The sequence below is a fragment of the Dokdonia genika genome (genome assembly GCF_042652845.1).
Lineage (GTDB): Bacteria > Bacteroidota > Bacteroidia > Flavobacteriales > Flavobacteriaceae > Dokdonia > Dokdonia donghaensis.
Window position 1 is genome coordinate 232,686 of record NZ_JBHSHB010000012.1, and the last position, 22,994, is coordinate 255,679.

At 38.7% G+C, this 22,994-nt stretch carries 23 protein-coding genes; 4 read left to right on the forward strand and 19 right to left on the reverse strand.

The window, feature by feature from the left end:
- Nucleotides 1-48 precede the first annotated feature (48 nt).
- The 11 genes from ACFO5T_RS07930 to mraZ form a co-directional block, all read right to left on the reverse strand.
- Nucleotides 49-765 carry a cell division protein FtsQ/DivIB gene (locus tag ACFO5T_RS07930; RefSeq protein WP_380033440.1) on the reverse strand — a complete coding sequence of 239 codons (717 nt, stop codon included), beginning with the start codon at nt 763-765 and terminating at the stop codon, nt 49-51.
- A 1-nt stretch (nt 766) separates the two neighbouring features.
- Nucleotides 767-2,107: a UDP-N-acetylmuramate--L-alanine ligase gene (gene murC / locus ACFO5T_RS07935; RefSeq protein ID WP_380033442.1), complete on the reverse strand. Its 1,341-nt coding sequence runs from the start codon at nt 2,105-2,107 to the stop codon at nt 767-769.
- Nucleotides 2,108-2,138: 31 nt separating this feature from the next.
- The gene (murG, locus tag ACFO5T_RS07940) at nt 2,139-3,236 is read right to left on the reverse strand and encodes an undecaprenyldiphospho-muramoylpentapeptide beta-N-acetylglucosaminyltransferase (RefSeq protein WP_380033444.1); all 1,098 of its coding nucleotides are present in this window, start codon (nt 3,234-3,236) and stop codon (nt 2,139-2,141) included.
- A complete protein-coding gene (locus tag ACFO5T_RS07945) occupies nt 3,223-4,431 on the reverse strand; it encodes an FtsW/RodA/SpoVE family cell cycle protein (protein ID WP_380033446.1) in 1,209 nt (402 codons plus the stop codon). The genes murG and ACFO5T_RS07945 overlap by 14 nt, the downstream gene beginning before the upstream one ends.
- Before the next feature lie 120 nt (nt 4,432-4,551).
- Nucleotides 4,552-5,889, reverse strand: coding sequence for a UDP-N-acetylmuramoyl-L-alanine--D-glutamate ligase (gene murD, locus ACFO5T_RS07950; protein WP_380033448.1), 1,338 nt, complete (start codon nt 5,887-5,889; stop codon nt 4,552-4,554).
- A 59-nt stretch (nt 5,890-5,948) separates the two neighbouring features.
- Nucleotides 5,949-7,187 (reverse strand): phospho-N-acetylmuramoyl-pentapeptide-transferase, encoded by a 1,239-nt coding sequence (gene mraY, locus ACFO5T_RS07955; protein WP_380033450.1) that lies wholly within the window; start codon nt 7,185-7,187, stop codon nt 5,949-5,951.
- Nucleotides 7,187-8,650: a UDP-N-acetylmuramoyl-L-alanyl-D-glutamate--2,6-diaminopimelate ligase gene (locus tag ACFO5T_RS07960; RefSeq protein WP_380033452.1), complete on the reverse strand. Its 1,464-nt coding sequence runs from the start codon at nt 8,648-8,650 to the stop codon at nt 7,187-7,189. Before ACFO5T_RS07960 ends, mraY begins: the two co-directional genes overlap by 1 nt.
- Complete coding sequence (locus tag ACFO5T_RS07965) at nt 8,647-10,638, reverse strand: penicillin-binding protein (protein WP_380033454.1); 1,992 nt, start codon at nt 10,636-10,638, stop codon at nt 8,647-8,649. Before ACFO5T_RS07965 ends, ACFO5T_RS07960 begins: the two co-directional genes overlap by 4 nt.
- Nucleotides 10,639-10,640: 2 nt before the next feature.
- On the reverse strand, nt 10,641-10,961 hold the full coding sequence (locus ACFO5T_RS07970) for an FtsL-like putative cell division protein (RefSeq protein WP_038599681.1): 321 nt from the start codon (nt 10,959-10,961) through the stop codon (nt 10,641-10,643).
- Between the two features lie 7 nt (nt 10,962-10,968).
- Entirely contained in the window at nt 10,969-11,865 is an 897-nt protein-coding gene (gene rsmH, locus ACFO5T_RS07975; protein ID WP_380033457.1) for a 16S rRNA (cytosine(1402)-N(4))-methyltransferase RsmH, read from the reverse strand.
- A complete protein-coding gene (gene mraZ / locus ACFO5T_RS07980) occupies nt 11,852-12,322 on the reverse strand; it encodes a division/cell wall cluster transcriptional repressor MraZ (protein ID WP_038601257.1) in 471 nt (156 codons plus the stop codon). Before mraZ ends, rsmH begins: the two co-directional genes overlap by 14 nt.
- Nucleotides 12,323-12,637: 315 nt before the next feature.
- Between mraZ and ACFO5T_RS07985 the strand changes: the two genes are divergently transcribed.
- Nucleotides 12,638-13,402: an alpha/beta fold hydrolase gene (locus tag ACFO5T_RS07985; RefSeq protein WP_380033459.1), complete on the forward strand. Its 765-nt coding sequence runs from the start codon at nt 12,638-12,640 to the stop codon at nt 13,400-13,402.
- Nucleotides 13,403-13,534: 132 nt separating this feature from the next.
- The gene (gene yihA / locus ACFO5T_RS07990; protein WP_038599672.1) at nt 13,535-14,140 is read left to right on the forward strand and encodes a ribosome biogenesis GTP-binding protein YihA/YsxC; all 606 of its coding nucleotides are present in this window, start codon (nt 13,535-13,537) and stop codon (nt 14,138-14,140) included.
- Here yihA and ACFO5T_RS07995 read toward each other — a convergent pair.
- Genes ACFO5T_RS07995 through gldB form a run of 3 tightly spaced genes read right to left on the reverse strand, consistent with a single transcriptional unit; the run spans nt 14,130 to nt 15,826 of the window.
- Nucleotides 14,130-14,501, reverse strand: a complete 372-nt coding sequence (locus ACFO5T_RS07995; RefSeq protein WP_380033462.1) for a GTPase — start codon at nt 14,499-14,501, stop codon at nt 14,130-14,132. The genes yihA and ACFO5T_RS07995 overlap by 11 nt on opposite strands.
- 5 nt (nt 14,502-14,506) lie before the next feature.
- Nucleotides 14,507-14,845 carry a gliding motility protein GldC gene (gldC, locus tag ACFO5T_RS08000; protein ID WP_035327624.1) on the reverse strand — a complete coding sequence of 113 codons (339 nt, stop codon included), beginning with the start codon at nt 14,843-14,845 and terminating at the stop codon, nt 14,507-14,509.
- A 3-nt stretch (nt 14,846-14,848) separates the two neighbouring features.
- Nucleotides 14,849-15,826, reverse strand: a complete 978-nt coding sequence (gldB, locus tag ACFO5T_RS08005) for a gliding motility lipoprotein GldB (protein WP_380033464.1) — start codon at nt 15,824-15,826, stop codon at nt 14,849-14,851.
- 83 nt (nt 15,827-15,909) lie between these two features.
- Between gldB and nadE the strand changes: the two genes are divergently transcribed.
- Nucleotides 15,910-16,698 carry an NAD(+) synthase gene (gene nadE, locus ACFO5T_RS08010; RefSeq protein WP_038599668.1) on the forward strand — a complete coding sequence of 263 codons (789 nt, stop codon included), beginning with the start codon at nt 15,910-15,912 and terminating at the stop codon, nt 16,696-16,698.
- A 125-nt stretch (nt 16,699-16,823) separates the two neighbouring features.
- Nucleotides 16,824-17,462 (forward strand): response regulator, encoded by a 639-nt coding sequence (locus ACFO5T_RS08015; RefSeq protein ID WP_038599666.1) that lies wholly within the window; start codon nt 16,824-16,826, stop codon nt 17,460-17,462.
- Here the strand turns inward: ACFO5T_RS08015 and dnaG are convergent.
- The 5 genes from dnaG to rsmG form a co-directional block, all read right to left on the reverse strand.
- A complete protein-coding gene (gene dnaG / locus ACFO5T_RS08020) occupies nt 17,459-19,438 on the reverse strand; it encodes a DNA primase (protein ID WP_380033467.1) in 1,980 nt (659 codons plus the stop codon). The genes ACFO5T_RS08015 and dnaG overlap by 4 nt on opposite strands.
- Nucleotides 19,439-19,671: 233 nt before the next feature.
- A complete protein-coding gene (locus ACFO5T_RS08025) occupies nt 19,672-20,760 on the reverse strand; it encodes a hypothetical protein (protein ID WP_380033469.1) in 1,089 nt (362 codons plus the stop codon).
- 51 nt (nt 20,761-20,811) lie between these two features.
- On the reverse strand, nt 20,812-21,573 hold the full coding sequence (locus ACFO5T_RS08030) for a hypothetical protein (RefSeq protein WP_380033471.1): 762 nt from the start codon (nt 21,571-21,573) through the stop codon (nt 20,812-20,814).
- On the reverse strand, nt 21,557-22,126 hold the full coding sequence (locus tag ACFO5T_RS08035) for an RNA polymerase sigma factor (protein ID WP_380033473.1): 570 nt from the start codon (nt 22,124-22,126) through the stop codon (nt 21,557-21,559). Before ACFO5T_RS08035 ends, ACFO5T_RS08030 begins: the two co-directional genes overlap by 17 nt.
- Before the next feature lie 137 nt (nt 22,127-22,263).
- Complete coding sequence (gene rsmG / locus ACFO5T_RS08040) at nt 22,264-22,893, reverse strand: 16S rRNA (guanine(527)-N(7))-methyltransferase RsmG (RefSeq protein WP_038599649.1); 630 nt, start codon at nt 22,891-22,893, stop codon at nt 22,264-22,266.
- Nucleotides 22,894-22,994 lie beyond the last annotated feature (101 nt).

The window sequence follows — 22,994 nt, forward strand, 5'->3', positions numbered from 1 at the left end:
ATTTTGAAGGTTTACGCTTTCGCGAAAGCGTTCTTATCACACCCTCTATTACTTTTTCTCACAAACTACTTGCCCGTCATACTTGAGCACTATTGTTTTATAATTACCTAAGCTTTTATCTTTTTGTGCCTTTTGATAAAACGCTTTATAATTACTGAAACGTTTATTAAGTTGCTCTACTTTACCTAGCGCAATTGTATACCCTAGTTTTCTTGCTTTGAGCATATACTCACCACTAGTGGTGCGTGATATGCCTATGATGTGCTTTGAGAGAAATGTATCTTTATTGATAAAATCTACCAGTTCAAATACTTCGTCTATATTCTTATCTGTCACTCCAGTTACGAGAGGGACGTGTGCAGCGTGATTTTCTGACAGTGGCATCACCTCACCACCCTCGTCTATATAAAATGACGTAGCACCGTTAAGTCGTGCAATAGGCTTCCGTTGCTCTATTGCAACTCCTACCTCACCACTCATCGATACATAAACATCTGCATTCTTGATAATTGGATGCGCCTTGACGCGATTTTCCATTATACTCAAAGCTAAATTTTCTTTAGGCGTTTCCGTAACCTTTTTTCCACTTACTATCAACAATTTATTAACGGTCTCACGAGTGACAAAAGGTGCACTTTCATCATCAAAAGAGATGGTAATTTCTTCTACAAGACGAGCATCGTTTCTCTGTACAGAAAACCCAAACAGAAACACTGTGAACCCCAGTAAAAACAGCATCTTTATGTAAAACCAATTAATTTTCACTCTACAATATTTTTGTAACTTTTAATATTTCTACACCTATATCTCCGGCGCCCATCATTACTATAATTTTCTTATTTGAAGCTGTCACAATCTCAGGCAAGCGATTTTTTGTGACAATTTCTTTATTTGAAAGCGTCATTTTATCTAATAATGCTTGACTTGTAATACCTTCTATAGGTAACTCTCTGGCTGGGTAAATATCTAGTAGTACTACCTCATCAAAACGAGATAACTCTGTGGCAAAATCTGCCATAAAATCCTTTGTTCTACTAAACAAATGTGGCTGAAAAATAGCCAGCACTTCCTCGCCCGGATACATTTCTTTTATACTTTGATACACCGCCGCAATCTCTGTAGGGTGATGTGCATAATCATCTATGAGCACCTTATACTGAGACTGATAACGATAGGTAAACCTGCGATTTACACCCGCATAACTAGCTAACGCTTCTGGCAACTTTGCTACTGGAGTACCGTTAGCCACCGCCATACTAAGTGCCGTGGTAGCATTAAATAGATTGTGTCTTCCTGGTAATGTAAATTTCAAATCTTTAAGCACACCTTCTGGATACTTAAAATCAAAATGATAAGCACCGTCTACAATGCGCACATTTTGTGCCGAGTATGTTGCATCATCTTCTATACCCACCGTATTACCTGCAAGTGGCAAACCATTTCTTATAAATCTCTTTTCTGGAGCTACAAGAGATCCAAACTCTTGAAAAGTCGCCACAAGATCTGCCTCGTCTTCATAAATATCGAGATGATCTGCATCCATAGAGGTGATGCACAATATATCTGGAGTGAGCTGTAAGAATGACCTATCAAACTCATCTGCTTCTACAACAGTAATATCGTTTCCATTCTGAATAAGGTTACCGTTGTAGTTATTTGTTATTCCTCCTACAAAAGCTGTTACTGGTGCTCCCGTAGCAGCGAGTAAGTGACCTAATATACTTGAGGTAGTTGTTTTTCCGTGGGTGCCAGCAACGGCAAGCGAGAACGACTGGTTTGCAATAAGCCCTAACACTTCTGCGCGTTTTTTGAGGGTATGCCCGCTTTCGCGAAAGCGTACTAACTCTCCCATTGTATTTGGCACTGCAGGTGTATAAATAACGAGCGTGTTTTCCTTATCTGCAAAGGTCTCATCTATTGCATCTCCCTTATCTTGAAAATGAACAGCAACGCCTGCCTCTTGCAACTTTGTGGTTACATCTGAAGGCGTCTTATCATAACCTGCTACATTTTTACCTTCACTTTGAAAATAAAAAGCAAGCCCACTCATCCCTATACCGCCTATGCCGATAAAGTAAAAGTTCTGTATGTCATTAAGTGCTTTCATATATTACTCTTCACAGTATGCTGTAAAGTTTCTACTTTTTATCTTTTAATAATTTTTCTACCTCATCTACTATATCACTAGTCGCATTAGGTAAAGCGAGCGCATTTATTTTATTGCCCAAAGCAAGTCTAGACGGCTCATCATCTATTAACGCCTTAAACATAAGTTCAAACTTCTTGTCAAGGTCTTTTTGAGCAATGAGTATAGCACCACCTTCTTTCTCTATGGCCTTTGCGTTTTTGGTTTGGTGATCTTCTGCTACATTAGGCGACGGGATAAATATAGTTGCCTTCCCCACGATACATAACTCAGATACAGAGCTTGCTCCAGCGCGAGATACAATAATATCTGCAGCAGCATAAGCCATATCCATCTGGTCTATGTATGCCATCACTTTAACATCTTCACTATCTAGATGCTTATAGGTGTCATAATATAATTTACCTGTTTGCCATAAAACCTGTGCCCCTTGCTCTTTAAGGAAGGGTAGTTTCTCATACATAAGCTCATTAACTGCTTTTGCACCAAGACTGCCTCCTATCACAAGTACCACTTTTTTACTCGCATCTAACTCATATTTTACCAATGCTTGCTCGCTTTTACCTGATATATCAAGTAAATCTGAGCGCACTGGATTTCCTGTTTTTACAATCTTTTCCTTAGGAAAAAATCGATGCATCTCATCATATGCTACACATACTTTACTTACGTGTTTTCCTAATAGTTTATTTGTGATACCGGCATAGCTGTTTTGCTCTTGTATCAATGCTGGTACGCCAACTACAGTTGCCATTTTAAGTAAAGGACCACTAGCAAAACCACCCGTACCTATGACCACGTCTGGTTGAAACTTTTTAATAATCTTACGAGATTTCCACAAACTACTTATGAGTTTAAATGGAAACATAAGATTATCTACCGTGAGCTTGCGCTGTATACCTGCTATCCATAATCCCTCTATATCAAAACCTGCTTGTGGCACCTTATCCATCTCCATACGGTCGCTCGCACCTACAAAGAGAAATTGCGCGTCAGGATGACGGCGCTTTATCTCGTTTGCGATGGCTATAGCAGGATAGATGTGGCCACCTGTTCCTCCTCCAGATACTATGACTTTATAAGGCTTCACTTAAAACATCTAATGGGTTTAACTCACTCTCTTCTTTTACCGGCGTAGGTTTGCGCTTTGCACTTACACTTAACACAATTCCTACAGCGAGACAGGTCATCCATATAGATGTACCTCCACTGCTCACTAGTGGTAATGTTTGCCCAGTTACAGGAAACAACTCTACAGCAACTGCCATATTAATAAGGGCTTGAAAAACTATAGGCAACCCTACTCCCACTACCACCAGCTTTGCAAAAATAGTTTCGGCTTTATGGGCTATCACTGTTATTCTAAATAACAATAGCATATATAAGAACAATAGAAAACCTGCTCCAGCAAGACCAAACTCTTCTACAATGATGGCGTATATAAAATCTGAAGATGACTGTGGCAAGAAGTTTTTCTGTACACTTTTACCAGGACCTTGACCTAATAAACCACCTGAGGCAATTGCGATTTTTGCTTTTTCAATTTGGTAATCTGCATCTGCATCTACCTCATCATTTGCAAAGTTTTCTACACGGCTTATCCAAGTGTCTACCCTGTTTGGGAACATCCCTGGAAAAGCTTTTGCCATAAGCACAAAAAATAACAGCGCCACAATACCTGTTGCTATTACAATACCCAAATACTTAAGCGGGTACCCACCTAAAAACACCAGTGCAACCATCATAGCAGCAATGATTGCCGTAGTCGAAAAATTGGCTGGCAATATAAGTCCCAGAACTACCGCCACAGGCAACCATAGAGGAACAAGCGTTTCTTTAAAAGTCACTGCTTTATCCTTAATTTTTGCTAGATAACGCGCTACATAGACCATAAGCACAACGCCTGCAAAGGTTGATGTCTGAAAACCAACACCCAGTATAGGTATCTTAATCCATCTACTTGCATTTGCACCTCCCATTGTGGTACCCTGGGCTAGCGTTACTATAAGTAGTATAATCACAAAGGGCAATGCTATAAATGAGAGCCCTTTAAAATAATGATGTGGTATTTTATGTACGCCATATAGCATTGCAAAACCAAGTACTAAGTGCATCCCGTGCTTAATTAAGAAACGTACCGTATTACCGTCGCCCTTTATATAAGCAAGGTTACTCGCAGCACTATATACCGGCAAAAATGAAAACAATGCCAGTAGTGCAACAATTGCCCATATAGCTTTGTCGCCTTGTAAACCTGCAAATATGTCTTTAAAACTAGTACTCACTTACTATTAATCGTTTTTGTTGCGCTTTCGCGAAAGCGTAATTTTTCTTTTTTTAAATAAACTCTGAAACACCGGCTACTCACGGGGGATCGCAGCTTGCAGCCGGTTGTATAATCAGAATTAAAGGTTACGTACGGCAGCCTTAAACTGGCGACCTCTATCCTCATAGTTTTCAAATAAATCAAAGCTTGCACACGCTGGAGAAAGTAATACATTATCACCACGCTCTGCCACCTTGTAAGCTATCTTTACAGCCTCTGTCATAGATGGTGTTTCCACAATAATATCCACCATATTTTCAAAATGACTCATAAGTTTTTGATTATCTACACCTAGACAGATAATTGCTTTTACCTTCTCATTAATAAGGGGGTATAAGTCACGATAATCATTACCCTTATCTACTCCACCTACTATCCATACCGTAGGGTCGTTCATACTATCTAGTGCATAAAATGTAGCGTTTACATTAGTCGCCTTACTGTCATTTATATACTGCACGTTGTTAATCTTAAGCACCTGCTCTAACCTATGCTCTACCCCTTGAAAACCTTCTAAACTCTCACGTATCGTTGCCTTACGGATGTTTAATAAATTTGCTACCGTAGAGGCAGCCATTGCGTTTTTCTTGTTGTGTTGCCCTTTAAGAGCGAGATTGTTTGTGGTCATTGTAAAGGTGTTATTATCTATTTGTACTACTAGGTTATTGTCTTTTATAAAAGCCCCATTTTCAAATTCTTGTGTGAGTGAAAAGGGCAATAGTTTTGAGCGCACCGGGTGTTTATTAAGCCAGTCTACACTCACGGGATCATCTGCATCATAGATGAGATAATCTGTTTCTTTTTGGTTCATCGCTATTCTAAATTTTGATGCGATGTAATTTTCAAACTTATAATCGTATCTATCTAAGTGATCTGGTGTTACATTGAGCACCACTGCGATATGAGGTGCAAAATCTGCAATTCCGTCTAACTGGAAACTGCTTATTTCAAGCACATAGGTATCAATCTCCTTTTGCGCCACCATCTTTGCATAGCTGTCTCCTATGTTTCCCGCAACACCTAGATTAACACCTGCTTGTTCCAGAATAAACCCAGTAAGCATCGTGGTTGTGGTTTTCCCATTGCTTCCGGTAATCCCCACAATTGTGGCATCTGTATATTGAGAAGCAAATTCTATCTCAGATATTACAGAGACTCCTTTTTCTATCAGCTTTTGCACAATAGGTGCTTTATCTGGTATTCCAGGACTCTTCATCACTACATCTGCATTGAGAATAAGTGCTTCTGTATGCCCTTCTTCTTCCCAAGCAAAATCCTCAGCAATGAGTATCTCTTTGTAGTGATTCTTTATCTTTCCAAAATCAGATAAGAACACGTCATAGCCTTTGGCCTTGCCTAAAATGGCAGTACCTACGCCAGACTCTCCAGCTCCTAATATGACTAATCGTTTCTTCATTTTTTATACCCTCTAACTTTGGCAGGTTTAGTGTTGACTTCGCTTTCGCGAAAGCGTGTTTATCTAATTTTTAATGTTATGATAGAAAGTACCGCAAGCAATATCCCCACAATCCAAAAACGAGAAACTATCTTACTCTCGTGAATACCTTTCTTTTGATAATGATGGTGTAATGGTGACATCAAGAAGATGCGTCTACCTTCACCAAATTTCTTCTTTGTGTATTTAAAATACCCCACCTGTAATACCACCGAAAGATTCTCCATTAAGAAAATCCCGCATAAAATAGGAATGAGCCATTCTTTTCTAGTAGCAATAGCAAGTACAGCTATAATACCACCTATAGTGAGACTACCAGTATCTCCCATAAACACTTGTGCTGGGTAAGCGTTATACCATAAGAAACCAATGAGAGAACCCACAAAGGCTGCTATAAAAATGAGCATCTCTCCCGTACCTGGGATATACATCACATTGAGATAATCACTAAAGATGATGTTACCAGATATAAAGGCAAATATGCCTAGCGTAAGTACTATAATAGCGCTCGTGCCCGCCGCGAGACCATCTATACCATCTGTAAGATTTGCTCCGTTTGAAACAGCTGTAATTATAAAAATTACGATAGGGATAAATATGATCCACGCATAGTCTTTCCAGTCTTCATTGATACTAGTAAGTATCGTGCTGTAATCTATCTCGTTATACTTTACAAAAGGAATAGTAGTCTTGAGACTCTTATGTGCTACGTCAAACTTATCATTACCTCTAAGTGTAGTGATTTCTACCTGCTCTGTTCCTGCTGTTTGCTTGATTTCTTCACGTATGGTAATGTCACTATGAAAGAACATTGTTGCCCCTACAATGATACCCAGCCCTACCTGGCCAATAACTTTATACTTACCAGCTAGACCGTCTTTATTTTTTTGCATTTTCTTTTTATAGTCATCTAAGAAACCTATGATTCCCATCCACACAGTGGTTACTATTAAAAGAATGATATAAATATTTTGCAAGTCACCTAGAAGTAGTACAGGTATTAGCGTAGCACCTATAATTATGAGTCCTCCCATAGTAGGTGTTCCTGCTTTTTCTGCTTGCCCTTCTAGACCTAGATCTCGTATTTGCTCACCCATCTGCTTGCGTTGCAAAAACTTAATCACACGCTCTCCATATACCGTAGATAGTATTAATGAAAGCAACACAGCAAGCGCAGCTCTAAACGTACTGAACTGAAACAAGCCTGCACCTGGCAAGTTATAAGCTTCGTCTAACCATTGAAAAAGATGATACAGCATTACTTGTTAAGTTGTTTAAGAGTTTCTTGTACTATTTTATAATCATCAAAATCAAAACGCTCTCCATTTATCTCTTGATAGGTCTCGTGACCTTTACCTGCTATTAATATTATGTCTCCGGCATTTGCCAGTTGGCAAGCAGTTTTGATAGCTTGTTTTCTATCAGTAATAGACAGAATTCTTTTGTAATGTATAGGCTCTACCCCTGCTTCTATTTGCTCAATAATAGCCTCTGGATTTTCTGACCTCGGGTTATCACTTGTGATAATAGCCTTTGTACTGAGTGCGCTAGCGATGTTGCCCATTTTAGGCCGCTTTGTAGTATCACGATCACCTCCAGCTCCTATAACCGTAATAAGCTCTTCATTTTTAGTACGAATGTCATTTATGGTTTCTAGCACATTTTTAAGGGCATCTGGCGTATGTGCATAATCTACTATTGCAGTCACATTACCTTCAGAAATAAAATATTGAAAACGTCCAGACACACTCTCTAGCTCACTTAAAAGCTGTAATGCTTCCATTTGATCTAGTCCCAAAAGTTCTGCTGTTGCAAAAATGGCTAAGAGGTTATATGCGTTAAAAGAACCAATAAGCTTTACCCAAACTTCTTGATCTTGCACCTTGAGCAATAATCCCGATAATTGATTTTCTAGGATTTGCGCTCTATAATCTGCATATGATTTTAAAGCGTAGGTTACTCTTTTTGCTTTTGTATTCTGAACCATAACAGGTCCATTTTTATCATCGTTATTTACAAGCGCAAAAGCCGTTTTAGGCAACTCGTCAAAAAACTTTTTCTTAACATCTCTGTACTCTGCAAATGTCTCGTGGTAGTCCAGATGGTCGTGAGATAAATTCGTAAAAATCCCTCCTTCAAAATGTAAACCTTCTGTACGCTTTTGGTGAATACCGTGAGAGCTCACCTCCATAAAACAATACTCAACCCCAGCAGCACTCATCTCTGCGAGATACTTATTAATAGTAAGACTATCTGGTGTAGTATGCGTTGCCTTATGCTCTGTTGCATCTACCATAATCTTCACAGTAGATAATAACCCAGTTTTATATCCAGCCTTCTTAAAAAGTTGATATAACAGGCTGGCGATAGTAGTCTTACCATTAGTACCTGTAATCCCTATAAGCTTCAGATTTGCAGATGGGTTTCCGTAGTAATTACTTGCTATTGTAGCGAGCGCACTAGAGGTGTCTTCTACTTTCACATAAGTGATACCATTTACAATTTGCTCCGGCATCTCCTCACAAATAATAGCTAGTGCTCCTTGCGCCACCGCTTTTTCTATATAGTCGTGGCCGTCACTCTGCGTACCACGTATCGCCACAAACACATCATTAAGAGATGCTTTACGCGAGTCAAAATGCACATCTGTGATAGCAATAGCCGTATTACCCACGACAGACTCCAAGGTTACTCTATATAATATGTCTTTAAGTAAAATCACGATAATTGCAGCGTAATGGTTTTATTCTTTTCTATTTTATCACCAGCCTTAATAGACTGGCTTTTTACTTTTCCGCTTCCGCGAAAATTTACTTTCAATCCTAAGTTTTCTAGCAATGCCACAGCATCCATACCTGGCATACCTTTTACATTTGGAATAGTCTTATGACTCTTATTTACGTTTGCATAATACTTCTGAAAATCATTTGTAATGCTAGAAGCATTATCTGCTGGCAATGCTATCTCATCTATCACTGGAGTGTCTGAGTAGATTTTTTGAGCAATTTCTTTAAAAACTGGAGCAGCAACGACATTACCATAAAATCCTAAAGATTTTTTAGGCTTATTAACTACTACAATGCACGAGTACTTAGGCTCATCTGCAGGAAAGTATCCTGCAAAAGAGGATATGTATCTGCCCGCTTCTATCCAGTATTCTGTTTGACAAGTACCCGTCTTGCCAGCCATAGAGAATTCCTTGCTGTAGATATTTCTTGCTGTACCACGCTCTACTGTTTTCTTCATCATCTCCTTAACAACGTTAATTGTTTCTTGAGATGCGATACGTGAGTTTATGACCTCTTTATCAAAAGTCTCTATAGTTTGATCCCACTCCTTTACCTCTTTGATAAAACGAGGTTTTACCATCTCACCATCATTTGCAATAGCATTATAAAATGTGAGTGTTTGTAATGGAGTAAGCTCTACGCCATAACCAAAGGCCATCCAAGGCAGCGTAGTTCCATACCAGTTTTTATCTCCTGGATACGGAAAATTAGGTTTTCCTTCTCCTTTTATCTCTAGACCTAACTGATCGTTGAGACCCATATTAAAAAGTCGTTTTACAAACTTTTCTGGATCTGAGGCATAGTTATCGTTTATCATTTTCGCGAAAGCGGTATTACTACTCAATTCAAACGCTTTTGCAGCAGTGATTTTACCATAACCACCACGCTTAGAATCTATAGCTGTACGATCATAAAATTTTACTCGTCCATTTTCTGTATCAAACACCGTACTTGAGTCAATCACCTTGTCTTCTAGCGCAGCCACCATAGACATCAATTTAAAAGTAGACCCAGGCTCGTGTGCCTCACCTACCGCATAATTGAGACGCTCGTAATATTTTCCTTCTTTAGTACGTCCTAAATTTGAGATGGCTTTAATCTCGCCAGTCTTAGTTTCCATAACTACCACACAACCGTGATCTGCTTGGTATTTTTCGAGACTCGTAAGCAAGGCATTGTGTGCAACATCTTGAATATTTACATCTATGGTAGATATTACATCATAACCATCGCGAGGCTCTACGACATTACCTATCCCTAAAGGTTTCCACTCACCTTTTGCAATCTTTTGCTTAAGACGGCGTCCTTCTTTACCTCTTAGATAATAACCATAAGCTCCTTCTAGGCCTACGCGCGTATAATACCCACTATCATCTTGACGCTCGTATCCTACTGTGCGCTCTGCCATTTTTTCTAATGGATGCTCACGCTCTGTATGCTCTTCTACAATGATCCCTCCTCTAAACTGGCCTTTGTTAAACAACGGCAACGACTTGATTTTTACATAATCTGCATAACCTAGCTTACGGGCAATAAATAAATAGCGGTTTTTTGTACTACGAGCTTTGCGCAGTCTATTTTCATAATATGACTGAGGCTTACCAAGCACCTCAGAGAGTCCTTTAGAAAGCGCTACAATGTTTTCATTAAAGTTATCCTTAGACGGTGCGAGTGCATCCCAGCGTATATCGTACTTAATTTGAGACGTAGCAAGTAGACTACCATCCTCTGCATAAAGATTACCACGCGTAGCTGGTATGGTAACCATCTTCTCGGTACTAGTAACAGCAAGCTCTCGATATGCCGCACCTTGAAATACCTGTATCGCCACAAGTTTATATGCAATAATAAGCGCTAGAAGAAACATACATCCAGCGACGAAATAAAGGCGGTTTAATATGTTCTTTTCTGATGTAGCCACTTTTAATCTCTTTCTTCTATTTTTACTTTAATTTTTTTTGGAGGTACATTAGATGGTTTTACCCCTCTTGCCTCAAGCGCCTTTGCGACACTACTACTTGTTTTTAATTTCCAGAGATTTACTCTAGAGTCTACAGCCTCACTGCGCAACTCTGCAACCTCATCTTTAAGATCTGCTATCTCGTGTACCTTCTCATCTGCCCTATGCGAACTAGCAATCATAATAAGCGCTAGCACAGATAAAAAAATGATCATTCTCCAGTTCTTAAAAGCATCTTCATCTACAAGAAACTTACCCTTAAGTATGTCATTTACTTTACTCATAAACACACTATACTTTTGCAGCTATTCTAAGCTTTGCACTACGAGCTCTGTTATTACTCTTTATTTCTTCTTTGGTAGGAACAATTAATCGGCCTACTTTTTTAAACGGCACTTCAAAATTGCCGTACATATCTTTTTCTGGCTCTCCTTCAAAAAGACCATTACGTATGTAACGCTTTACCAGTCTATCTTCAAGAGAGTGATAACTTATAAGACTTATTCTCCCACCCGGCTCAAGCAGCTGCTCTGTCTGGAGCAAAAACTCCTTAAGAACCTCTATCTCTTGATTTACCTCAATACGTATGGCTTGATAAATCTGTGCGAGTATTTTATGCTCTCTATGTTTTGGTAAAAAGGCCGCAAGCACTTTTTTAAGTTGCTCGCTTGTTTTTATAGGTGCATTACCTCTTGCCACAACAATTGCACTAGCAAGCTTAGGTGCATTGCGCAACTCTCCATACTGCCAGAACACTTGCCTTAGATCCTCCTCTGCATAATCATTAACTACGTTATAAGCAGAGAGATCATCCTTCTGGTTCATACGCATATCAAGATCACTTTCAAAACGCGTAGAAAAACCTCGCTCTGCAACATCAAACTGATGCGAACTCACACCAAAATCACCCAGAATACCATCTACCTTTTTATGACCGTGATAACGCAAGAAGCGCTTTATGAACCTAAAGTTTTCTGGTATGAGCACAAATCTGCTATCATCTGGCACATTTTGCGCTGCATCTGGATCTTGATCAAAACCATACAACTTACCATTCTCACCTAGCCTGCTCAAAATATCTCTAGAGTGACCTCCACCGCCAAATGTGACATCTACATAAACACCATCTGGCTTTATGTCAAGACCATCTACGGTCTCTTTTAATAAAACTGGGTTATGATAATCCATCTGGTATATCGCTATCTCCCATTACCTCCTCGGCTAGATCTGCAAAGTCTACTGCCGCCTCGTCAATGGCTTTTTCATATAAATCTTTATCCCAAATCTCAAGAATATTGAACGCGGCATTTACCACGATAGACTTCTCAAGCTTTGCAAAACTTCCCAAATCCTTAGACACAAGAATTCTCCCAGTACCATCTACCTCTACAGGCTTTACACCTGCATTAAAACGACGTATAAACTCATCGTTCTTTTTATTAAAACGATTAAGCTTATTCACTTTTGCGCTTAGCACATTCCACTCTGCAATAGGGTACAACTCAAGACACTTTTGAAACACAGCACGCTTAAGCACAAAACCATCTTGAAGGATGGGTGCCAGCTGCTTTTTAAACGCTTGAGGCAGCATAAGGCGGCCTTTGGCGTCTATTTTACATTCGTATGTTCCAATGAGATTAATCACTCGAGATGGGTTAGTTTTTATCTATTAACTCAAATATAGGGCAAATATTACCACTTTTTACCACATTCTACCACTTTGTTGATAAGTTGTACCACCACCCTATACTTGTTAACAATGGTTCATTACTTTAAATTGAGGTCTTTTACTAAAAAAAATCTTAGATATGTTGAGGCACGCTTTCGCGAAAGCGCACTAAAAACTCTCATAATGAACACTATATAACAGGATATAAACCCTATGAAGCAAAGTCAAAAAATGGTAACCAATCAAAACCGAAATAGCTATATTTGCTTGGATTGAAGACTAACCACATTTATGACACACGACTTAATTACTGAAGGAGATTTCACCTATCTAGAGAAAGGCGAAGGCACACCAATTATTATCTTACACGGGTTAATGGGTGGCTTAAGCAACTTTGATGCGGTGACTTCTCATTTTTCGGAAAATGGGTATAAGGTGGTCATTCCTGAGCTACCAGTTTATACAATGCCACTTCTTAAGACTGGAGTAAAATCTTTTGCTTCATACCTGAACGATTTTATAAAAATGAAAGGGTATAAAGAAGTAATATTATTAGGAAATTCTATGGGAGGTCACGTGGGCCTTTATCATACAAAGATGGCTCCAGAGACCGTAAAAGCACTGGTTATCACAGGAAGCTCTGGTCTTTATGAAAGCGCAATGGGTGAGAGCTACCCTAAGCGTGGCGACTATGAGTACATCAAGCAGAAGGCTCAAGGTGTTTTTTATAACCCAGAGTGTGCTACAAAAGAGATTGTAGATGAAGTTTATGATACCGTAAATGACCGTAACAAGCTTCTCAAAACACTTGCGATTGCAAAAAGTGCGATACGACACAATATGGCGCAAGATCTTCCAGAGATGAAAACACCTACGTGTATCATCTGGGGTAAGCAAGATGGTGTGACTCCACCAGAAGTTGCAGAGGATTTTAATAAACTCCTTCCAGACTCAGATCTTTTTTGGATAGATGAGTGTGGTCACGCAGCAATGATGGAAAAACCTAACGAGTTTAATGACATACTACTTAAGTGGCTCAAAGAAAGAGGCTTTTAATAACCTACTCTACAGTCTAAACCGTTTAAATTTATCCTCTCAGCTATTTGCAATTACCTCCACACTGTAATCGCTTTGCACTTTATTGTATTGTAATTCTTTAATGAGGGATTACATTGTTACTTTTGCATTATGAAAATAAAGTCTGCCACATTTGTAGTAAGTAATTCTGAGGTATCAAAATGCCCTAACACGCGCATACCAGAATATGCCTTTATAGGCCGCTCTAATGTAGGTAAGTCTTCACTTATAAATATGCTTACTAACCGTAAGAGTCTTGCCAAAACCTCTGGAAGACCAGGAAAAACGCAGCTTATTAATCACTTTTTAATAAACGAAAACTGGCACCTAGTAGATTTACCTGGTTATGGTTATGCTCGAGTATCAAAAAAAGATAAGAAGTATTTTCAAAAATTTATCACCGACTATTTTGAGCAACGCGAGCAAATGATCTCTGCATTTGTGCTGGTAGATTGCCGCCACGAGCCTCAAAAAATAGATATGGAGTTTATGGAGTATATGGGTGAGAAGGAAATCCCTTTTTCTATCATATTTACTAAGGCAGACAAGCTGCGACCACAAGCCCTAGAACGCAATATAGAAGAGTACAAACGCATTATGCTTGAGGGTGTATGGTGGGAGTTTCCTAACTACTTTGTGAGTAGCTCAAGCGATGGTACCGGGCAAGATGAAATTTTAAATTACATTGAGGAGATAAACAGCAATCTCAAAAATTAAAAAGACGCAACACCTCTTGCACTTCTTCAATTAAAGCTTCGGGCGTTTTCAACTCAGTAAGTCGCTCTTTTGAGATAGCTACCTCCAGACCGCTATCTATAGCAGCTAGCACCACAGGAAAATCATATTGCGGCAACCACTTAGACTTGTAGCGCTTTAAGAACTCATCTTTATGCAAAAACTGCATTGGGGTTTTTACGCTTTCGCGAAAGCGTAACCACTCTTTTTTTTCTGTAAAAGCTCCGTGGGTAAGATCACAAAGCTCACACTGGTAAGTTTCTGGACTCACCAGCTTATGAGCCGTATCTAGAATACCATTTATGGCGCCAGAGTTTGCATTGTATATAAATAGCAAACTCATATCTTTTACTTCTCCTTTAAGTTAAGGTGCTCTGCAAAGTAATCTGTAAAATCTTTCATCGTATCTGCCATTTTCTCATCATTTGTAGCACGTTTAAAAGAGTCTGTCATCCCTACAAGCACTTGATGAAAAAACTGCTGCATCTCATCTACTGGCATATCCTTGGTCCATAAATCTATACGTACAGTTTCTTTCTGGTTAGGATCCCACAGAGAGAGTAGCATCGCTTTTGCCTCCTCATTTGCCACTCCTCCATCACGAGCTGTCCACGCCATTTTTTCTGGCACACGATTTTCATCAAGCTCAATAGAAATTTTTATATCAGATTTTATGTTTTTTGCCATTTCTTAGGGTTTATATTTTGCGTTTGCAAAGATAGTTGTTGCATCTTGATTCAATAGCCCTTTAAGAGATATATCATTTTTAGACATATATGACGCAACAATCTCATAACCTATAAATCTCCCTATGCGCCCAGGCGTTTCATTATCAAAGGATAGATAAAACTTTGAGAAAGGAGCGGGATCTATAAAACGACTAAGCAATTTTTTATCTGTGTCATAAAGCAGTTCGTTTTTAATAAAGAACTCCCAGATATTTATCTCGTTTTCTTGTGCAAAAGTGAGCTCACTTTCTGTATACCCAAAGACCTCTTGAAGCGGTGTTTCTCCTAATAAGGTTTTCATTAGATACAGTTTCTTACCCTCATAAATCATTTCTGAAAGAAAATCTTGGGTACGTGGCTTACTTACTTTTTGATTTGCAAATGCTGCGGCGACATCTACTGCTATTTGCTCTTTTCTGAAGTTTTTACTTTGAAATTTAGGTATCCCTATATAAAAATGGTGGTCTGTACCTAGGTAGGTATCTAGACCTATAAGAAGAAGACTATCTGCCAGAACAACTTTATTTCTATAATCTACCTCAGAAGCTAGCGTTACCACCTTAGGCACAGTAGTCTCTGGAAAGTAATAAACTATATGACGAAATAGATTTTCTAACCCCTCCTCTTCCTGACTAAAATCTGGATATGCTTTTGCCAGCTCTTCATTAATTTCTAGCTGGATGGTATCTTTAAAGCGCTGCGCCCAGTACTCATCTGGATACTTTTTTGAGAACAAATAAGGAAACTCCCCTTTTAAATTATCTAGCCCATCAATTGTAGACTTTGCAAATAACTGGTCAAAGCGTCGCACCTCCATATCTAACTCAATAGCTTCTATAGCAGCCTCTTCTTTTGAAATTTCAGCGCAGCCAGTTACTAGACCTAGCATTACTAAAAGCACAAGCATTTTATTCATAGAGTTTGTATCTTTATAATTCATAACGCAGGTAATACAAAAAGTTGTATTGTATAGCGTTTACAAAGGTAAAAGTACCAATTTTATACACTCTAAAATAATCGCAAATGCAAACTGAAAAAGTAGTAGACCACATTGTAAACTGGCTAAAAGAATATGCAACAAATGCAAGAATGAATGGTTTTGTAGTGGGTATAAGTGGTGGTATAGATAGTGCACTTACCTCAACATTATGTGCAAAAACTGGACTGAGAGTACTTTGCGTAGAGATGCCTATACATCAAGATGAGCGCCAAGTTACCCGCGCAAAAGAGCATATAAAGCAACTTAAAGAACGATTTGCAAATGTTACTGACGTGGAGGTTAACCTTACCGACACCTTTGAGCAAATGAAAAAGGCTGTACCCGTAGCAGAGATGAGCGAACAACTTAATCTAAGCCTAGCAAATACGAGAGCTAGATTGCGTATGAGTACTTTGTATTACTTTGCAGGGTTACACAAATACCTTGTCGCTGGTACAGGTAACAAGGTAGAAGACTTTGGCGTAGGTTTTTATACTAAGTATGGTGATGGAGGTGTAGACTTGAGCCCTATTGCAGATTTAATGAAATCTGAAGTGTATGCCTGTGCTGCACAAGTAGGTGTGCCAGAGAGTATACAAAAAGCCGCTCCTACAGATGGATTATGGGGAGATGACCGCACAGACGAAGACCAAATAGGAGCTACATATGATCAATTAGAATGGGCTATGACACAAGATGAAGATAACAGCACTTCTGACAATTGGACAGATGAACAACACAGAGTGTTCAAGCTTTATAAAAAATTGAATACTGCAAATCTTCACAAAATGAACCCAATACCAGTCTGTGAAATACCCGTTAATCTTAAATAAATAGCATTTTAGCGAATTTTTTAACAAAAAAGTTAATAAAATTATCAATTAAGCTTACATTAGTGCTGCAAACAAACAAGTAAACCCCTCAATTTCTTGTTTCATTATTTGTTAAACAATAACTAATGAACAAAGTACTAATAGCAGATCATCACCCGATCACACGAAAGGGTATTTCCTCTATTCTGCAAGCCGAAGGTCAATATGACATCATAGGCTATGTAAAAGACGGAAATAACCTCCTGAACACCTTGACCACAACCGAGGTGGATATCCTCATTCTTGAAATCGATATCCCAAACCTAAACAGTATAACTGCTTTAAAAGCCATTAAAAGAGAGTTTCCCCATATTAAGATACTCGTTTTAAGCTGTCATCCCGAGGAGATGTACGCTCTAAGCGCTATCAAATATGGAGCCTCTGGATATGTCGCAAAAACAGCAGATGTAGAGCGTATTATAAACGCCATTACACAAGTTCAAAAAGGTGGTATATACCTTAATGAGGCTTTAAGCCAGCGACTTGTAAATGACGGTAACGCTACGCAAGGTTTAGCATATAAGTATAAAAAACTCTCAAGTAGAGAGATAGAAGTTCTCAACCTCTTATCTAATGGTAAGCGCAATAAAGAAATTGCTGCAGACCTAGATATTAACGAGAAAACTGTAAGTACTTATAAGATGCGATTACTCAAAAAACTAGAAGCACAAAATGTGGCAGAGCTCATAAAGCACGCACGTTTATTGCAGAGTAGTCATATCTAGACCGACAGCACTCGTCCCAGTTTATTACCTAGTAAGGTATTGAGCGATTGGTAATCAAGAATGTCTTTAATAATCTCCTGATTATTAGAGCTTCCTTGTGTCTTATCCATAAGCTCTTTTATCTTCTGGGTGATAAGGTATTTACGTAAACTAAGCACAGTTTCTGATACAAACTGAGCTATTGAGGTGTCTTTTTTACGCACGTACACCTCACGTGTATCCCAGCGGTGTAGCTCATACTTCTCATCATTAAGAATGATGTTAGAAATCTCGCTTGCTTCTTCTGGAGCGAGCTCATTGATAAAGTTTTGAATTTGAAAATTATCATTTAGATTCATTTGCTCCACTATTCTCACATACAAGACCTTAAAAAGGTCATTTGTAAATTCTACCTCATCATCTTGAAGGTCTAAATAGATTTTTTCAAAAACCCTAAGTTTATGAACCTCTGGCACTAGGCCTAGTGAGCCATCTTCATTTTCTTTGAGAACAAGATCTTCAAAATCTTCTTCTACCTGACCATATAAAAGCAATGACTCTATAAGCTTGCGCTCAAGCTCATATAACACATTAACTTTCTCAACAGCATTAGGCATCTCGTCTGGCACCACAGACATATACTCTGGTGGCGGTTGAGATTGATTAGCTCTATTTTGTTTTGCTGCCTCCTTTTTATCTTTCTTAAGTATTTGAGCAAGCGTATTATACAACACAGTCTCAGAGACCTCCATTATACGCGCACACTCTTGCACATAAATTTCTTGCTTTATGGCATCAGGTATTTTAGAAATACTCTCTACCATATCACGTACAGTATCTGCCTTTTTTACAGGATCACCAGCCGCTTCTTCTACAAGCAGGTTTGCTTTGTACTGTATAAAGTCTTTTGCATTTTCATCAAAAAAGGCGACGATTTCTTCTTTACTATGCTTTCGCGAAAATGAGTCTGGATCTTCCCCCTCAGGAAAAGAGCAAACCTTCACATTCATTCCCTGCTCGAGAATTAAATCAATCCCTCGTAGTGCTGCGCGCTGTCCCGCAGCATCACCATCAAAAAGAACCGTTATATTTTTAGTAAGTCTATTTATTAATCGTATTTGCTCTGGAGTAAGTGCCGTTCCAGAAGATGAGACTACATTCTCAATACCCGACTGAAACATCTGTATCACATCTGTATACCCTTCTACTAGGTAACAGTTATCCTCCTTTGCAATAGCTTGTTTTGCATAGTAAATACCATACAGCACTTTACTCTTATGGTAAATATCACTCTCCGGAGAGTTGAGATACTTTGCTGCTTTCTTACTACTATCTAATATTCTACCTCCAAAACCTAGCACACGACCACTCATAGAGTGTATAGGAAACATCACACGCCCTTTAAAACGGTCAAATTGCTTCTCCTCCTTAACTATAGAGAGTCCGGTTTTTTCTAAGTAATCTAGTTTGTAACCCTGACGTATTGCCTCACTCGTAAAAGCATCCCATTGATCTGGATTATACCCTAGCTGAAATTTTTCAATAGTCGCTGCAGTAAAACCGCGTTCTTTAAAATATGAAAGACCTATAGCCTTACCCTGCTCAGAGTTGAGCATCGTTTTATGGAAGTAATCACGAGCATACTCACTCACGAGATACATACTCTCACGCTCATTTGCAGCTTCCTTTTGCTCGTCTGTGCGCTCTGTTTCTTCTACCTCAATGTTGTATTTTTTGGCTAGGTATTTTATCGCTTCTGGATAGCTAAAATGCTCGTGTTCCATCAAAAATGAAACCGCCGAGCCTCCTTTACCAGTAGAAAAATCTTTCCAAATTTGCTTCACAGGACTCACCATAAAACTAGGCGTACGCTCGTCAGAAAATGGAGAGAGGCCTTTAAAATTAGATCCAGATTTTTTAAGATTTACAAAATCACCTATCACCTCCTCTACACGGGCGGTTTCAAAAACTTTGTCTATGGTTTCTTTTGATATCAAATCTAGATTGGCGTGATTATGTTACAATAACTTTTGGCAGCCTGCAAAAGTACTTCAAATTACAACAGTTTTCAATATAATACACAAGAGCGTTTCTATAAAATAGAATCACATATAAATAGAAATAGCCCAGACATTTTACATATCTGAGCTGCCTTCTTTCTTAATTCCGCTTTCGCGAAAGCGTTATAAAACACTTTTACAAAAACGGAATACTAGCTAAACATTATGTGTTACCAGTCCCAACGTAAGCCTAGAGAGACATTATTTACATCACCTAAGTCACTTGTGCTGAAAGCGGTGCTCAAGTCATACTTACCGTACAGGCTAAGGTCTTGCGATAGTCTTATGTAGCTACTCACCCCATACACAAAGTTATCACCACCAAAGTCTTGCTTCTCTTTTGTCTTGATGCGGTCTCCATTTATTTTATACTTCAATTTTTGTTGTGTCCCAAGTCGCACACCTACATAACCTCCTATACCCATTCTAAATTTACCAGACAGCCTGTAGCGCACATAGTCTTCTTCTTGCTCCTTTTTCCACCCGCCAAATTCTAGGTGCACAGGCACCACTAGGTTTGAGAAACGTAACTGGGACTTGTCTAACTCTTGTGGGAACTCCTCATAAGCAGCGACACCATCTGTGACTACGAGTCGCTCATTTTGTTTTGTAAACAGCTTGTTAGTTTGCAATGACACTCCATACTTGAGGTGAAGCGCGCCAGAGTTTTGAAACACTCTCGTTTTCCAGGCATAACCTAGTTCAAAAAAGCGCGATTTACCTATGGAGAACTCATCGCCAAAGTCGGCTCCATTTTCTACAATACCGTTGTTGAGACCAAAGGCAAATACAAGCTCGCTATAGGTACGTCTGTCATAGGTGACTTTTTTTGGCTTATTTGTATTTACAGCGATGCCTAATACTCTATTGCCATTCTCATCTGCACTACCAAAACCTATTTCTACAGAGGTAGGTTTTGAAGGTTCTATGCGTCCGGTTCTTTTTACCAGTGCGATTTGATTATCTATAATAGCTAGTTCGTTTTCTATATTGAGAGCAACTTCTTGTGCGGCATCCTTTTTTTGTTGTTCTGCCTGGGTGGCACTAATGTTTTGTTTTTCTCTTTGAGCATTTATAAACTGTATTCTCTGTTTGAGATTGCTTTTCCAGTTTTCTTTTACGTTCTCTTTTCGAGTTTCTAGGGTTGATACTTGGTCTACAATTTTTTGAGAGACCTCTTGTTGCGCTTCTTGCGCTTTTACGTTTTGGGCAAAGATTACCACTGTTGCCGCTAGGGCAATTTTAAAAATTGTGTTCATAATAGTTTGTGTTTTGTGCGCTCGATGATAGCGCGTTATTGATGAATTTTCTTAATTATCTTTATTTGCAACTGCCTCTACGGCTCTATTAAACTCTTTTTTGAGCGTGCGGAACATTCTGTCTTTAAAGGAGTCTGGATCCACCTCCGCCTCTACATCTAGCAGTAATTCGTTTGCGTCTACCACTCGTTCTGGCTGTAGATACACTGGTTGTTTATTAATATTTTGCTGGGCAGCTTTGAGTAGGTTTTCTACCTCATCATCTAGCAACTCTTCGCTTGTTTTTACTTCATCAGGATTTACATCTACAACAGCATTTATAGTAGATTTTATCGCTGCCTCTTTCATAATAGAAGTGGCTACAGCTTCTTCTACTTGTGAGTTTATAGTATTAGCATTGCTGTATGGGAGATACTTACTTTTAGTAGGATTTGTTCTTTTCTTCTTTGTAGCAGTATTGTTTTGGGGTGACGTAACAGATTTTTGTACTTCTACATTATTTGTTGTTGCATCTGTTAGTAAGATTTCACTAGGCATATCAATTGATTGTTCTGGTGCAATCTCATCTATCACATCTTCTGGTGGATTTTCTACATAAGGTGTTTGTTCATCTACCACACTCGTGTTGTAAATAAGTGCTGTGATAAACACGCCTGCAATAAAGCTTGCCGCGATACCCATCCATAAAACTATTTTACTTTTTTTCTTGCCCTGACTAGCATCTAGCTTGCCCTCTATACGATCCCAGGCAGATGCGGTAGGCTCGAGACGGCGTCTCTCTAGCTTATCTTTAAAATTATCCTCTAAGTTCATCTGTACCGTTATTTATTAATTCTTTTTTTACCGCTGCTTGTAACTGCTTTCTCGCTTTAAACAATTGGCTTTTTGAAGTGCTCTCACTAATTCCAAGTGCTTTTGCTATTTCTCTATGCTTATACCCCTCTATTGCATACATTACAAATACGACTCGATATCCTTCTGGCAGGTCGTCTATGAGTGATTGTATATGTGCCACTTCAAGATCTGTCTGTATGTTATTTATAGCATCATTATTTTCTACCACACCATCATCTGAGAAATATAGCTTCTTTATTGCTCTTAGGTATGAGATGCTTTCTCGCACCATAATCTTGCGTATCCACCCTTCAAAACTCCCGTTACCTCCGTAGGTGTCTAGCTTTGTAAATACTTTTAAGAAACCGTTGCACATAGCTTCTTCGGCTTGATGTACATCTTTTATATAACAACGACAGATGCTCAGCATTTTAGGCGAGTGCTCATCATAGAGTTTGCGCTGTGCACCTCTATTGCCTTTAATGGCTTTTTTTATGAGTTGTCGCTCGTTATTAAATTGTATGACTTTCATACTTGATGTTTGGGTTTCTATTTATAAAGACGCATCGTTTTTAAAAAAGGTTGCCTCAAGGCAAAAAAAAATCCAAATTTCTTCTCACATAGTGTAATTAGAAATTTGGATTTGTACATAAAGGTTTGTTTTCTAGCTTATCCTTTATACTTCATAGGTAAGTGAACTACCTTTTTTGTTTCAAAGAAATCTTCTTCAAAGAATGTGGGAAGATCATAAATAGTAGTGGTGGTATACTTTTTAAGTTCTTCTGTGAGGTCTCCTCCTTTTAGGTATAAAATTCCGTTTTTGAGTTCGTGGTTAGATTTTTTTGCAATGTGCCCGCGCACCCATCTTACAAATGTTTCCATTTGGGCTACCGCTCTAGACACAATAAAATCATACTGACCAGGTACATTTTCTACTCGGTCGTTTGTAGTTTTTACATTTGTGATACCTAGACCCTCTACCACCTCATTTACTACTTTTATCTTTTTACCTATACTATCTACAAGGTGAAAATTTACTTCTGGGTGTAGTATGGCAAGTGGTACTCCAGGAAAGCCTCCTCCCGTACCTACATCCATTATACTGGCACCAGGATTAAAGGTTTGAACTTTTGCTATACCTAGTGAATGCAGTACGTGACGTAGGTAAATCTCATCTATATCTTTACGACTTACTACATTGATTTTGAGATTCCAATCTTGATATAAATCTTTCAGTTTTGAGAACTGCTCAATCTGAGTATCTGTTAGATCTGGAAAATATTTTAATATGATATCCATTATTTAGTATATTAACGGTGTAAAAGTACCATAATACCCGCTATTATTTTAACGCAGGTTCATAGATGTAGCCTATATTATGCATTACTTTTACCAAGCTA